At 28.5% G+C, this 15207-nt stretch carries 13 protein-coding genes and 1 riboswitch; of the genes, 12 read left to right on the plus strand and 1 reads right to left on the minus strand.

What is annotated here, in order from left to right; all coding sequences use genetic code 11:
- Window positions 1-415 precede the first annotated feature (415 nt).
- The 8 genes from IC174_RS01825 to IC174_RS01860 all read left to right on the plus strand — a co-directional run bounded on the left by IC174_RS01825 (window position 416) and on the right by IC174_RS01860 (window position 8951).
- Window positions 416-1390, plus strand: coding sequence for a 2-keto-3-deoxygluconate permease (locus tag IC174_RS01825; protein WP_227482003.1), 975 nt, complete (start codon window positions 416-418; stop codon window positions 1388-1390).
- Between the two features lie 77 nt (window positions 1391-1467).
- Window positions 1468-1773 carry a UxaA family hydrolase gene (locus tag IC174_RS01830; protein WP_227433922.1) on the plus strand — a complete coding sequence of 102 codons (306 nt, stop codon included), beginning with the start codon at window positions 1468-1470 and terminating at the stop codon, window positions 1771-1773.
- A gap of 152 nt (window positions 1774-1925) precedes the next feature.
- Window positions 1926-3086: a UxaA family hydrolase gene (locus IC174_RS01835; RefSeq protein ID WP_227433923.1), complete on the plus strand. Its 1161-nt coding sequence runs from the start codon at window positions 1926-1928 to the stop codon at window positions 3084-3086.
- A 52-nt stretch (window positions 3087-3138) separates the two neighbouring features.
- On the plus strand, window positions 3139-4041 hold the full coding sequence (locus IC174_RS01840) for a fumarylacetoacetate hydrolase family protein (protein ID WP_227482004.1): 903 nt from the start codon (window positions 3139-3141) through the stop codon (window positions 4039-4041).
- Between the two features lie 83 nt (window positions 4042-4124).
- On the plus strand, window positions 4125-5018 hold the full coding sequence (locus IC174_RS01845) for a dihydrodipicolinate synthase family protein (protein WP_227433925.1): 894 nt from the start codon (window positions 4125-4127) through the stop codon (window positions 5016-5018).
- 122 nt (window positions 5019-5140) lie between these two features.
- A riboswitch (cobalamin riboswitch) is annotated at window positions 5141-5321 on the plus strand.
- 202 nt (window positions 5322-5523) lie between these two features.
- A complete protein-coding gene (locus IC174_RS01850; RefSeq protein ID WP_227482005.1) occupies window positions 5524-6654 on the plus strand; it encodes an ABC transporter substrate-binding protein in 1131 nt (376 codons plus the stop codon).
- 72 nt (window positions 6655-6726) lie between these two features.
- Window positions 6727-7752: an iron ABC transporter permease gene (locus IC174_RS01855; RefSeq protein WP_227482006.1), complete on the plus strand. Its 1026-nt coding sequence runs from the start codon at window positions 6727-6729 to the stop codon at window positions 7750-7752.
- Window positions 7753-7754: 2 nt separating this feature from the next.
- Window positions 7755-8951, plus strand: coding sequence for an ABC transporter ATP-binding protein (locus IC174_RS01860; protein WP_227482007.1), 1197 nt, complete (start codon window positions 7755-7757; stop codon window positions 8949-8951).
- A 174-nt stretch (window positions 8952-9125) separates the two neighbouring features.
- On the opposite strand, the gene IC174_RS01865 is transcribed toward IC174_RS01860, so the two are convergent.
- The gene (locus IC174_RS01865; RefSeq protein ID WP_227482008.1) at window positions 9126-9851 is read right to left on the minus strand and encodes a pentapeptide repeat-containing protein; all 726 of its coding nucleotides are present in this window, start codon (window positions 9849-9851) and stop codon (window positions 9126-9128) included.
- 425 nt (window positions 9852-10276) lie between these two features.
- Between IC174_RS01865 and nrdE the strand changes: the two genes are divergently transcribed.
- The 4 genes from nrdE to IC174_RS01885 all read left to right on the plus strand — a co-directional run bounded on the left by nrdE (window position 10277) and on the right by IC174_RS01885 (window position 15034).
- Complete coding sequence (gene nrdE / locus IC174_RS01870; protein WP_227482009.1) at window positions 10277-12376, plus strand: class 1b ribonucleoside-diphosphate reductase subunit alpha; 2100 nt, start codon at window positions 10277-10279, stop codon at window positions 12374-12376.
- Window positions 12377-12388: 12 nt separating this feature from the next.
- Window positions 12389-13360 carry a class 1b ribonucleoside-diphosphate reductase subunit beta gene (nrdF, locus tag IC174_RS01875; RefSeq protein WP_227433931.1) on the plus strand — a complete coding sequence of 324 codons (972 nt, stop codon included), beginning with the start codon at window positions 12389-12391 and terminating at the stop codon, window positions 13358-13360.
- Between the two features lie 84 nt (window positions 13361-13444).
- Window positions 13445-14071, plus strand: coding sequence for a GyrI-like domain-containing protein (locus tag IC174_RS01880; protein WP_227482010.1), 627 nt, complete (start codon window positions 13445-13447; stop codon window positions 14069-14071).
- A 63-nt stretch (window positions 14072-14134) separates the two neighbouring features.
- Window positions 14135-15034 (plus strand): helix-turn-helix transcriptional regulator, encoded by a 900-nt coding sequence (locus IC174_RS01885; RefSeq protein ID WP_227482011.1) that lies wholly within the window; start codon window positions 14135-14137, stop codon window positions 15032-15034.
- Window positions 15035-15207 lie beyond the last annotated feature (173 nt).

The raw sequence follows: 15207 nt of genomic DNA on the forward strand, positions 1-15207 counted from the left end.
TCATACTAAAAACTTGAAATAATTTCCAAAATATACCTGAGAAAGTGAACTGTATTTAGCTATATAATTTAAGATAAGACAATAATAATCGTATTTTATATAAAAATATCGAAATATTGTGAATTTAGATTATATAAATTGGGATATATAGATGTGAAATGAGAAAAATTACTTTTTATATTTTGCATATAATGAAGATAATTGCTAACTATTGCTATATTATCAGATAATTTGAAAAAATTTTGACAAAAATTTATTTTTTTTATTGACTCATAATTGGGAAAATGCTATCATTAATTCAAAGATTCGTAAATAAAAACTTAGTTCTTAAATACGAACCGAAACGGCCGTTAAAATTAAAGCTAAAAAATTTAATACAAGTAATTAAATATCATGTTTTAGGAGGAGTAACTTTATGATAATGGATTTTATTAAAAAAATTCCTGCAGGTATGATGATAGTTCCAATGTTTATAGCAGCTTTCATTAATACATTTTGCCCAGATATTGTACAAATAGGTTCATTTACAACAGCAGTATTCTCAAGTGTTGGCTCTGCAACTATAATAGGGGTTCAACTAGTATGTCTTGGAACTCAGCTTCAATTTAAAGAAATGCCAAAAGTATTAAAAAGAGGAGGAATACTTCTTGGTTCTAAATTTGCTATAGGTGCTTTAATAGGCATACTTATAGGAAAATTATTTGGAATGGATGGAGTATTAGGTCTTACAACTTTGGCAGTTATAAGTGCAGTTACAAATAGTAATGGTAGTATATATCTTTCATTAATGACTTCATATGGAGATGAAACAGATTGTGCAACTATGAGTTTACTTACTTTGAATGATGGTCCATTTTTTACATTGATAGCTCTTGGGACTTCAGGACTTGCAAATGTTCCATTAATGTCATTATTAGCTGCAATCGTACCAATACTTGTTGGTATGATAATAGGTAATTTTGACAAAAAGATGAAAGAATTTTTAGAACCAGGATGTAATTTATTAGTACCCTTTGTAGGTTTTGCACTTGGAAGTAGCATAAATCTTGCAAGTATATTAAAAGGAGGACTATCTGGAGTATTACTTGGATTAATATCTGTGTTTGTAGGAGGTATATTTATAGTATTCTGTGATAGATTTATAGGTAAACGTCCAGGGTATGCAGGATGGGCTGTAGCTACAACTGCAGGGAATGCAATTGCTGTTCCTGCTGCTGTTGCATTAGTTGACCCAACATGGCAACCATATGTTGCAACAGCTACAACTCAAGTAGCAGCTGCAGTAGTTGTTACTGCAATATTAGTTCCTCTTATAACTAGCTGGTGGGCGAAGAAATATGGATGTCCTAAATTCCCAAAACAAAAAGATGATGGGACAATAGTAGCCTGATGAATACAGATATATAATTGCTAAGATGATTTTGTATATTAATAAAACTATATTATTTATAAAGGAGAATAAAGATAATGATAAATGCAGTGATAATTGATGAAAAAGATAATGTTGCAGTGGCTATTGAGGCAATATCTAAGAATAGTGAAATTAATTTTAAATTAAAAGATAAAACGATAAAGACAATAACAGCTTTAGATGATATAACTATTTATCATAAATTGGCTATAAAGGATATGGCTGAGGGAGATAAAGTTACTAAATATGGAGAACACATAGGAGAAGCTAATCAAGAAATAAAAATTGGTCAACATGTACATATTCACAATGTTAAAAGTGTTAGAGAAGATTTAGATAAACAAATTGTATCGAACATATAAAGTAACATTTATAATTCAATAAAAGTCATATTTAGTATTAAATGATTAAATAAGTAGGATTATAGTTATCTAATTAGCAATAAGAATAAAATTTATAGTACAAGAAAATCAAATAAAGTATGATAAATAGACTATTTTAGGAGGAAATCAATATGAAATTTTATGGATATAAAAGACCAGATGGAAGAGTTGGCATAAGAAATCACATATTAATATTACCTACAAGTGTGTGTGCATCAGATACAACGAGAATTATAGCCTCACAAGTTCAAGGAGCTGTTACTTTTAATAATCAAAATGGCTGTTCTCAAGTAAGTTCAGACCAACAATTAACTATGGATGTTATGGCTGGATATGCAGCAAATCCTAATGTATATGGTGTGATAGTTGTGTCTTTAGGTTGTGAAAATTGTCAAAATGACTTGGTAGTTGATGCAATAAAAGAGAGAACAAATAAACCAATAAAGACTCTTGTAATACAAGAAGAACATGGAACTTTAAAAACTATAGAAAAAGCTGTTCGTTATGCTAGAGAAATGGCACAAGAAGCTTCTATACTTAGAAAAGAAGAATTCCCAATATCTGAACTTATATTAGGGACTGAATGTGGTGGGTCTGACCCAACAAGTGGGCTAGCTGCTAATCCGCTAATAGGAGAATTAAGTGATAGACTTGTTGATTTAGGGTCTACTTCAATTTTAAGTGAAACTACTGAATTTATAGGAGCAGAACATATATTAGCTAGAAGAGCAGTAAATGAAGAAGTAAAAGAAAAAATACTACATATAGTACATAGATATGAAAATTCATTAAAATTAGTTGGAGAAGAAGTTAGAGAAGGAAATCCATCTCCTGGAAATATAGCCGGTGGACTTACAAGTTTGGAAGAAAAATCACTAGGCTGTATACACAAAGGTGGGCACAGAGTAATAAGTGAAGTATATGATTATGCAAAGCAAATTGATAAGAAGGGTCTTGTAATAATGGATACACCAGGAAATGATGCCTCATCTGTTGCGGGTATGGTTGCAGGAGGAGCTCAAGTAGTAGTATTTAGTACAGGGAGAGGGACTCCATCAGGAAATCCAATAGCTCCAGTAATAAAAATAACTGGAAATAAAATAACTTTTGCAAATATGGAAGATAATATGGATTTTGATGCTAGTCCAGTTATATATGGACCACAGACAATGGAAGAATTGACAGATGATTTATTAAATCTAGTTGTAGATGTAGCAAATGGTAAGCAATCAAAAGCAGAATCACTTGGATATACTGAAATGGCAATAGCTAGAGTATGTAATTATGTATAAAATATAAGACTTAAAAAAGTATGCACTTAGAATTTTACTAAAGGGTGATAGTATGAAGTTTGTTAGTTTTAGTAGTATAGAAGATACATCTAAAAAGGTAGGAATTCTCTCAAAGGATGAATTGTTTGTTATTGATGTCAATTCCATAAGTCTTAGTAAATTTTTTATAGATGTAAATGATTTAATTCAAGGTATATCTCAGGATGATATTATTAAGTTAAAAAATATTATAAGTGAAGAATCATTTAATGACTATAATGTTTTTAAAAAAGAGGAGTGCACTATACATGTTCCTATAGAAAAGCCAATACACGATATTTTATGTGTAGGAGTAAACTATAAAGAACATCTTGAAGAAACTCAAACTCATTTTGATAGTAGCTTTGAAGAACCTGAGAAAACAGTCTATTTTACAAAGCGTGTGACAAAGGCGATAGGTCCAGAAGATGAGATAGATGCTCACTTTGATATAAATAATCAGTTGGATTATGAGGTTGAACTTGGAGTAGTAATAGGTAAAACAGGTGTTAATATAGAAAAAGAATATGTAGAAGATTATATCTTTGGTTACACTGTGATAAATGATATTTCTGCTAGAAAGTTGCAAAAAGAACATGTTCAATGGTTTAGGGGAAAGGGATTAGATACATTTACATCTTTAGGGCCATGTATCTTACATAAAAGTGCAGTTTCTTTTCCAGTAAAACTTAATGTATATAGTAGAGTAAATGATGAAGAAAGACAAAATTCTAATACAGAGTTATTCATATCAGATATCTCAGATATAATTTCAGAACTTTCAAAAGGGATGACTTTAGAGGCAGGGGATATTATAGCAACTGGAACACCTTCTGGAGTAGGGATGGGCTTTTCTCCTCCTCTATATATGAATAGTGGAGATGTAATTGAATGTGAGATTGAAAGTATTGGAATATTGAAAAATTATGTTAAGTAAATGTTTTATTATATATAATCTTAAAACATAGGCTATAAGCATATTAAATGAACATATCAAAATAAATTTTAGGAGTTTAAATTATGAAAGCAGAATTTTTGACACCAGTTGTTACAATATTTGATGAAGACGGAAATTTAGATAGAGAAGGAAACAAAAAAGTATATGATTACCTTATAGATGGGGGAGTAGATGGTCTAGTTATAATGGGAAGTACTGGAGAGTTCTTTAATATGTCTATGGATATGCAAAAAGAACTTATAGATTTAGTGGTTAATCATGTCGATAAGAGGGTTAAAGTGTTTATAGGTACAAGTCGTATGTGTGCAGATGAGTCTATAGAACTTTCAAACTATGCACATAATAGTGGAGCAGATGGAGTTATGATAATAAGTCCTTATTATTTCTCGCTTGATGATGATAGTATTGAACTGTTTTATAGCAAGATAGCTGAGAACACAGATGCTGAAATATACCTATATAATTATCCAGATAGAACTGGTTATGATTTAAGTCCAGAACTTACATTAAAGCTTGCAAGAAAACATAAAAACATAGTTGGATATAAAGATACAGTAACTTTAATGGGACATACTAGAGATTTAATAAATACTATGAAAACAGAGTTACCAAACTTTAAGATATACAGTGGATATGATGAAAATTTTATACACAACTTAATGTCTGGAGGAGCAGGTTGTATAGGAGGATTATCAAATCTAATTCCAGAAGTATGTTCCAAATGGGCTGAAGCTTATAATAATAAGGATATGGATAAAGTTATCGAAATTCAAAAATATATTAATAAAGCAATGGATTTTTATTTAATAACAAATCCATTTATACCAGCAATGAAGAAAGCTATGAATATTAGAGGATTAGAAATAAGTGACTACGTAACTGCTCCATTTATAAAACCAGATGAAAATCAAGTATGTAAAATTAAAACTTTGATGGATGAATTAAATATAAACTAAGAAGATAAAGAGGGTTTTAGATTGATTTTTATAGTCATTTTAAGCCCTCTTTTTGAGTGGATATATTAAATCAACCTTGCAAAGTAATTAACAATAAACTACAATTATCTTAATGAAAAATTAAATGTAAATAATACTAGGGTACTATTTTAGTTTAATAGGGAAAGTGATGTAAATTCACTACAGCCCCCGCTACTGTATACGGATACAAAATCAAATCCACTGAGATTCATAGTAATTTTGGGAAGGTTGATGGAGGACAGGCCGTGAGTCAGGAGACCTGCCCAGTATTACATAAATACAATTTAGGGTGGAGATTGTAGTTTATAATAAAATGAGATATCAATTCATTTTTTATAAAATTGATATAGAAGCTTCTCCTTGCTAATTTAGGAGAGGTTTTTTATTTTGCTAAAAAGCTATATTTATAAAATTAATTTTAGTAAAATATTTTTTTAAAATATGTGTAGCCACTCATAAAAAATAAAATAATGGAGTGAAAGTGATGAAATTCAAGTCAAATGTTTTAAAGCAGTTTTTTTTAGTTGTAATGGTAATTTTTTTGGCAGGAGGTATTGTAGGTTGTAGCAAAAAAGACAAAACTAATGAACAAGTTAGTAATGGGAAAAAATTAGAATTAAAATATGCAAGTGGATTTAGTGTTGAGAATTTAGAAGATGGAATTAAAAAGGTTGTTGATGGAGATAATAGAGAACTAATTTTGATTCCTAAAAAGATAAAAATACCTGAAAAATACAAGAATGCAAATATAGTTAGAACACCTGTGGATAATGTATTGATAGCATCTACAACACAAGCTTGTTCTTTAAGGACAATAGGTGAGTTAGATAGTATAAAAGCAGTAACAACAGAAGAACAATATTGGACTATCAAAGAAATTAAAAATTTAATGAAGGATGGGAAGATACATTATGTTGGTTCAAATTTAGCACCAGATTATGAAAAAATAGTAGACTTAAATCCTGACTTGACTATAGTGAGTAGTGGTTTATCAGAAGCGGATACAAAATTTATAGATAAATTAGAAGAATTGGGACTTAACTATGTTGTAGATAATGAATATAAGGAACAAAATCCATTTGGAAGAATGGAGTGGACAAGCTTGATAGCTGCATTTTATGATAAAGAGGATATAGCTACTAGTGAATTAGATAAAACAGTACAAAAAATAGAAGAGGTTAGTAAAAAAATAAAAAACAAAAGTAAACCTAAAGTTGTATGGGCATCTGTATATGAAGGGAATGCTTATATAGCACCTAAAAATTCATATGTAGATAATATGATAAACATGGCATGTGGAATAAATGCTTGTGCTTCAATCGATTCAAATGAAGGGCGAGTAAGTATTGAGCAATTACATGAAGTGGCAAAAGATGCAGATATATTTGTATATTCATCAAGTTCAGATTATGCACCAAACTTAGAGTCTATAAAATCTAGTGCACCAGTGTTATCTGATTTAGATGTTGTCAAAAATGGAAATTTATGGGTGTTTGCTCCGGATTATTATCAATCAGTGGATAAGACAGATGAATTAATAGTGGATTTAGTTGAAATATTTCATCCAGGTACTACAGGTGAAAAGATTAAGCATTATATAAATTATGATAAATAATAAATAAGATTAAATTAACAAGAAAACTTTATAAATTTGAGTTAATCTAGTTTTATTAAGAGGAGTATATAGATGGACTTTACCAATAAAAACAGAATTAAAAATACTACTATATTTATAATCTTAATTGTAGGTATAATACTTACTTTTTTGATATGTGTAGCATTTGGTTCTGTAAAAATCGAATTTAAAGAAATAATAGATGTTGTATTAAGAGGAATGGATAGTACAGAACACTATAAAATAATTTATAATATAAGGATTCCTAGAGTCCTTGCAACTATGGTGGGAGGTGCATGTTTAGCAGTATCTGGTATTTTACTACAGATATTTTTTAAAAACCCAATAGTTGAACCATATATATTAGGGGTGTCTTCAGGAGCGACTTTATCAGTAGCACTTATGATTTTAGGAGGATATACATTAGGATTTGAAAGTATAAATTCAATGAGTATATTTATAGCAGCATTTGTAGGAGCTTTAATTGTAATGTCTATAGTTATTCTATTTGCCAGCAAAGTAAAAAATATAACAACACTTTTGGTGATAGGAATTATGACTGGCTATGTATGTAGTGGAATTACAAATATATTACAATCATTTGCAAATAATGAAAAATTGAAGGAATTTACTATGTGGTCTATGGGTAGTTTTTCCGGATTTACATGGGAAAAAGTAGAAATACTTATGATAGTTGGGATATTAGGTCTTTTGATGACTATATTCATAATAAAACCTCTAAATGCTTTTTTACTAGGAGAAGAATATGCAAAGAGTATTGGTGTAAATATAAAATTTTTTAGATTTTTGGTAGTATTTATATCAAGTATACTAGCGGCAATAGTATCAGCATTTGCAGGTCCTATAGGATTTATTGGTCTTGCAGTACCACAAATCTCAAAATTGATATTTAAAACATCAGACAATAGAGTATTGGTACCAGTAGTAATTCTTTTAGGAAGTATAGTTACAGCTCTTTGTGATTTAGTATCCAGAGTAATTTTGTCACCAATAGAATTGCCAATAAGTGCAATAACTTCATTACTAGGTGCTCCAATTGTAATAATGTTATTGATGAAAAGGAAGGATAGGGCTTAGACATGTTGAAAACTAATAATTTAAGTGTTGGATATGATAAAAAAGTGGTTGTAAGTGATATAAACATAGAGGTGAAAAAAGGAGAAATATTATGTCTTTTGGGAAGCAATGGAGCTGGAAAAACTACTATATTAAGGTCTCTATCTAAACTTATAACACCAATAAAAGGAGAAATATATTTAAATGATATGGATGTAAGGCATATATCCAGAAAGACATTATCTAAAATGATGGCTTTAGTACTTACAAATAGATTATTAGGAGATTTAATGACTGTACAAGATGTAGTTAATATGGGGAGATATCCTTATACAGGATTTTTTGGAAATCTCTCTAAAAAAGATTTAATGATGGTGGATGATTCATTAAAATCTGTAAATGCCATTCATTTAAAAAAAAGATATTTTGATGAACTTAGTGATGGTGAAAAACAAAAGGTCTTGGTTGCAAGAGCATTAGTTCAAGAGCCAGAAATAATAATATTAGATGAACCTACAACCCATTTAGATATAAAGCATAGATTGGAACTTATGAACATACTAAAAAAATTAAGTAAGGAAAAATCAATATCAGTAATACTTTCATTACATGAAATAGATATAGCACTAAAAAGTTGTGATAAGGTTGCTCTTGTAAAAAATAACAAAGTTATAGCTTATGGTCAGCCAGAAGATATGGTAGACGAAAATATGATAAATTCACTCTATGAATTAGAGGATAAAAATTTTAATAGTTTATTAGGTGCAGTAGAAATTAGCAATAAATCAAAAAATGAAGTTTTTATAATTGGTGGAGGCGGTAAAGCAACACCAATCTACAGAGCTTTTACTAAAAGAGGTATAGGTATATATTCTGGCATAATACATGAAAATGATATTGATTATGAAATTGGTAGGACTATGGGCATAAAGTTGTTTACAGAAAAGCCATTTGAGTCAATAAGTGATGAAAGTTTCGATTTGGCTATTAGAAATTTAAATAATTCTAAGATTATAATAGACACAGGATTTAGCGTAGGAGAAACTAATAAAAGAAATATAGATATTATAAAAGAGGCTTTAAAAATAAATAAAAAAGTTTATTCATTTAGAAATAAAAGTGAGAGTAATAAGTATTATAAGAGTCTGAGTAATAATATAGAATATGTAGATAAAGTTTCTAAAATGGTGGATAGTATTGATATAAATAATTTACTGTAAATTGTAATTTATGGCATATTTAGAAATGATAAAATATATAAAAGAGTATCATAAGGAGATTTTTAAAGTGCATTTTTTAAATCTCTAGATACTCTTTTTTAGAAAATATTTATTTAGTAATACATTTTTTTACTGTGAATTTTCAATTACACACTTCAATAAAAAAATAATACTTTATAGATAACCAATAGCTTCTTCTCTAGTTAAAAAAAAGTGAATTCCTGTAGTTGATTCTTTCCATCTATTTTCATGAAAATTTTCAGCTACCACCATTTCTCCTACTCTATATATAAAATTTTCATCAGCATATGCACGAGCAGTTTTAAAAGATTCTTTGCCATCTATACTTGTAATCGACACTACTTTTGCTTTATCACATCTACAAGCATTTGATGTAGCAGATACTCTTTTTGCGTCACTTGGTATTAATAATTGTACCATTCTAAAATTAAAACATTTTTTATAGCCTATAAACGCTCCTGTTTCAGGACAGTATAATTTAAAAAAACGAGTACTTTCATCTGATATTACTCCATCCAATGTAGCATATTCTAAATTAGAATTTTCTAGATTAGTACCTCTAATATCTGAGTTAGATAAATTACAAAATCTAAAATTTGCACCACTTAAGTCTGTATTTTTTAATATAGAATTTTTTAATGAACAATCTGAAAAATAAGAATTCTTAAAGCTAGAGTTTTCTAAATCTGCATTTTCTAAATTTAAATTGATAAGGTCAGACCAGGAAAAGTCAATATTACTTAAATAATATCCTCTTAAATCCATATTTTCTAATCTTACTTCTTTTAAATCAGCTCTTTCTCCATCGTTATTATTTTTAAGCCATAAATAATGTTTCTCAAGTGTTTTTTCTAATTCTTGTTTAGAAATAGTTTTCATTAAAATCACCTTCACAAATTTATTTTTATATATTTAGTAGCAAAATAGTCATATATTTAATTATATAACAATGAATAAAAAACTTCTAAATAATATATAAAATATTAAATATATTATTGAAGATTTATTATCTCTAGTAACATATAAACACTGGGTAAACATTTTTATGGTTTTATTTAAAGAATAAAATAATATCAGTAATACAATAATAAAAGTTTAGATATAAAAAAATTTGTGTATATACTATATGTAGTATATAATAGATAAAGCACTAACTATATGTAGTGCTTTTATTTTTGAAAAATACTTATTATGCCCTATAATTATAGGTTGTTTTTGGAATTTACGCTGATAAATATTAAAAGAAATAATAAGTAAATTAAATGAAATTATAGCACAAGATTATGTTAAAAGGACGGTAAATAATGAATTGGATAGAGCTTAACAATCAAGTGATAATTAAAAATGAACAAGGGAAATATCAACTGGAAAAGGATAAGGAAGCCCTAAGTAGTTACATAGAAGAATTTATAAATCCAAAGTTAAAGAAATTTAATAATCTAGAAGAAAGATTGAAGTATCTAATGGATGAAGGTTATTATTTAGAAGAAGTAATACATAAATATAGCATGGATTTTATTAAAAAGATATACAAACTTATTGAGGAACATAAATTTAAGTTTCAATCATATATGAGTGCAAATAAATTTTATCAAAATTATGCATTAAAAAGTAATGATGGAAAAGAGATATTAGAAACATATAATGAAAAAGTATTAATTGTAGCTTTAACATTAGGAAATGGTGATGAGAGTCTAGCTTTAAACTTGGCAGACAAAATAGTAAAACAAGAATTTCAACCAGCTACACCTACATTTTTAAATGCTGGAAGAAAGAGAGCAGGAGAAATGGTATCATGTTTTTTACTATCTGTAGAAGATAGCACAGAAGGTATTTCATATGCGATATCTTCATCAAATCATTTATCAAAAATAGGTGGAGGAGTTGCGTTAAACTTATCTAAGCTTAGAGCATCAGGTGAATCTATTAAAGATATAGAAGGTGCAGCTGGAGGTGTTGTTGGAGTAGCTAAAATGTTGGAACAATCATTCAGCTATTTTAATCAGATGGGAGCTAGACAAGGTTCTGGTGCAGTTTATCTCACAGTATTTCATCCTGATTTTGAATTATTGATGGATACTAAAAAGATAAATGCTGATGAAAAAATAAGACTTGCTACATTATCGCTGGGAGCTATTATACCTGATAAATTTATGGAGTTAGCAGAAAAAAATGAAGTAGCTTATGCATTTTATCCTCATACTGTGTATAAAAAGTATGGAGTTTACCTTGATGAGATAGAAATGAGTGAGTGGTATGATAGATTAGTTAATGATGAAGATATAAGAAAAAAAGAAATAAATCCTAGACAAATGTTGACTAAAATAGCACAAATGCAACAAGAAAGTGGATATCCATATGTAGTGTATATAGATACAGCCAATAGGGAACATACATTGAAAGAGGTTGGTATGGTAAAAATGTCTAACTTGTGTTGTGAAATCTTCCAGTATCAAACATCTTCAGAAATAGAAGGCTATGGTGGAGAAAATAAATGGGGTCAAGATATAAGTTGTAATCTTGGTTCTTTAAATATAGCAAATGTTATGGACAATAAAACTATAGAAAGCACAGTTGAGACATCAATAAGAGCATTGACATTTGTAGCAGATAAAACAGACATAAAGCCAGTACCAACTGTAAATAATAGTAATAGCAAATCTCATTCTATAGGATTGGGAGCTATGAATTTGCATGGATACTTAGTAAGAGAAAATATTTTATATACTTCAGAGGATGCTGTAGAGTTTTCTGATGTATTTTTTGCAATGATTAGATATTATTCAATTAAAGCATCTATGAAAATAGCTATAGAAAAAAATCAAACTTTTGAAGGGTTTGAAAAATCAGAATATGCTAAGGGAAGAAAAAGCAAGGTATTATCAAAATACTATGAACAATCTTATCTACCTAAGCTAGAAAAGGTAAAAGCATTATTTGAAGGTATTTATATACCAACAAAAGAAGATTGGACAAAATTATTAGATGAGGTCAAAGAAAAAGGTATATATAATGCATATTTAATGGCAGTAGCCCCAACTCAAAGCATTAGTTATGTCCAAAATGCAACATCAAGTATAATGCCAATTACTGAGCCAGTAGAAGTAAGAACATATGGAGATTCAACCACAATATATCCAATGCCATTTTTAACTAATGAAAATATGTTGTATTATCAATCAGCATATAGAATGGATATGAGGAAAGTTATAGATTTAGTATCAACAGTTCAACAACATGTTGACCAAGGAATATCAACAACATTGTTTGTTACAGATGAAAAGACAACTAGAGATATAGCTAGACATTACATATATGCATATAAAAAAGGTCTTAAAAGTTTATATTACACAAGAACAAAGATGACAAGAGATACTCATGAGTGTCTAGTATGTTCAGTATAGGGAGAGAAATATATGACATTTAAATTACATAAAACACATGATGCAGTTAATTGGAATAAAGAAGAAGATGGATTCACACAGGCTTTTTGGGAACAAAATGTAAAACAATTTTGGCTTCCTGAAGAAATATCTGTCTCTAAAGATATTAAGGTATGGAATGAATTAGATGATAATGAAAAAGACTTATATAAAAAAGTGTTAGGTGGACTGACCTTATTGGATACAAAGCAAGGGAATAATGGAATTCCATCAATGATGGGTTTAACAGATAATCTTCAAAGAAAAGCAGTTTTATCTTTTATGGGTACTATGGAAGAAATACATGCAAAAAGTTATTCTTCCATATTTATGACTTTGCTTTCTAACTCCGAGATAGATGATTTATTTGAATGGATAGAAACAGAGCCAACATTACAACGAAAGGCTGATTTAGTTCTAGCTCAATATGAAAATACTACAAACCAAAAGAATTTATATTTATCAATGGTTACAAGCGTGTTTTTGGAGAGTTTCTTGTTTTATTCAGGATTCTTTTATCCATTGTATCTGTCTGGTCAAGGAAAAATGGTGGCTAGTGGAGAAATAATATCACTTATTCTTAGAGATGAATCTTTACATGGTAAATACATAGGGCTTCTTGCACAAGAGATATACAATTCATTTAATAATACTGATAAGAAAAAATTAGAAGATAAGATGTATTCTATACTTGCTAGTCTTATGGAAAATGAGATAGAGTATACAAATGTAATATATAAAGATAGTGGACTTGAAGAAGAGGTTGTAGATTTTTTGAAATACAATGCAAATAGAGCTTTAGAAAATTTAGGATTTGAAAGACTCTATAATGTAAATGCTATCAATCCAATTGTGTTAAATGGACTTAGTACTGAAACTAAAACACATGATTTCTTTTCAACTAAAGGTAATGGATATCAAAAAGGGGTCTATGAAGAGTTAGAAGATGAAGATTTTATAATATAATTTATTTTATAAAATGTGACACGCTGATGTCACCTTTAGCATGATAATATCAATGTATAAAATGTATATACGGAGGTATTTTTTATGAAATATGAATGGAGAAAAAAAGATAAAGAGTTATATTTACCTAAGAAGAATCCTGTGATAGTTGAAGTACCAGAGCAGAAATTTATCATGTTAAAAGGCAGTGGAGACCCAAATACTAAAGAATTTACTGAAGCAATAGGAGTACTTTACTCTTTGGCATATGCAATAAAAACTATGCCTCAAAAGGGAATTGTACCAGAAGGGTATTTTGATTATACTGTTTTTCCTTTAGAAGGTATATGGAATAAGGGAGAAAAAAGCAAATGTTCAGATATACTTATTAAAGAAGATTTGATTTATACTATAATGATACGTCAGCCAGATTTTGTTACACAAGACCTGTTAAATAAAGCTATTGATATATTAAAAAAGAAGAAACCACATAATCTTCTTGAAAAAGTTAGATTTGGGTCTATTAATGAAGGTCTATGTGTTCAAATGCTTCATATAGGCTCATATGATGATGAACCAGAAAGCTTTGACATTATGAGTGAATTTTGTAAAAAAAATAAGCTTCTAAGAAAATCTTATATACATCGTGAAATTTATATAAGTGATGCTAGAAAAGTATCTCCTGAGTCATTGAAAACTGTTTTGCGTTTTGAAGTAGAAAGGGAAATGTAAGCATTATATTATGATATTAGATTGCTTTATTTTTATACTATAATAAAGTAATGAGGTGATTATATGAAAAGTAATAGATTATTTGAAATTATTTATATCCTGTTAGATAAGAAAAGAGTAACTGCAAAGGAGTTAGCTGAACACTTTGAAGTATCTAGGCGAACTATTTGTAGAGATATTGAAATATTGTCATCTTCTGGTATTCCAATTTATACTGATAAAGGTAGAAATGGTGGTATAGGTATTTTAGATAATTTTACTTTTGATAAATCTATTTTATCTGAGCAAGAGCAGAAAGAAATTCTAGCATCACTAGAGGGTTTAAATATGCTTAAATATCCAGATATGAATTCTACATTAGCAAAACTTAGAGCCTTGTTTTGTAAATCAGATTTAAATTGGATAACTGTTGATTTTTCTCATTGGTGTAGTAATGATGTAGAAAAAGATAAATTTATAAAGATAAAATCAGCTATATTAGATTGTAATATTATAACTTTTGAGTATATAAATACTTATGGAAAGATAACTAAACGTTGTGTAGAGCCACTTATGCTTTGGTTTAAAGAAAAGTCATGGTATATTAAAGCTTATTGTCGTCAAAAAAATGATTATAGAATTTTTAAGGTCGTAAGGATGAAGAATATCTGTATTTGTGAGCAGACATTTATACGAAGCATACCAATTGAAGTGGGAGAGATAAAAGAAGATAAGAATAAAAATATTATTTTAAAATTGAAAATTTCTAAAGATATAGCATATAGAGTTTATGATGAATTTGATATTGATAATATATTATACGATAACGATGGAAATTTTATTGTAAATGTACAGTATCCTCAAAATGATTGGATTTATGGATATGTGCTCTCTTTTGGAAATCACATTGAAGTATTAGAACCCATAGATGTTAGAGATAAGATTTTACAGATTGTTGATGATATTAAAATAAAATATTTATAATTATTGTAAAAAGTGAAGTATTAATTAGACTTCACTTTTTTAGTTTACTGGTAAAACCCAGTTTGATTTTTGTATAATATGTATATTTTTACATGTGTAACATTGACATCAAATTATCGAAACTAATTATATATTTGTCATTATAAGTAGATTAATAGTAAAATGTATATCTT

This window comes from Clostridioides sp. ES-S-0001-03 (assembly GCF_020676075.1).
Lineage (GTDB): Bacteria > Bacillota > Clostridia > Peptostreptococcales > Peptostreptococcaceae > Clostridioides.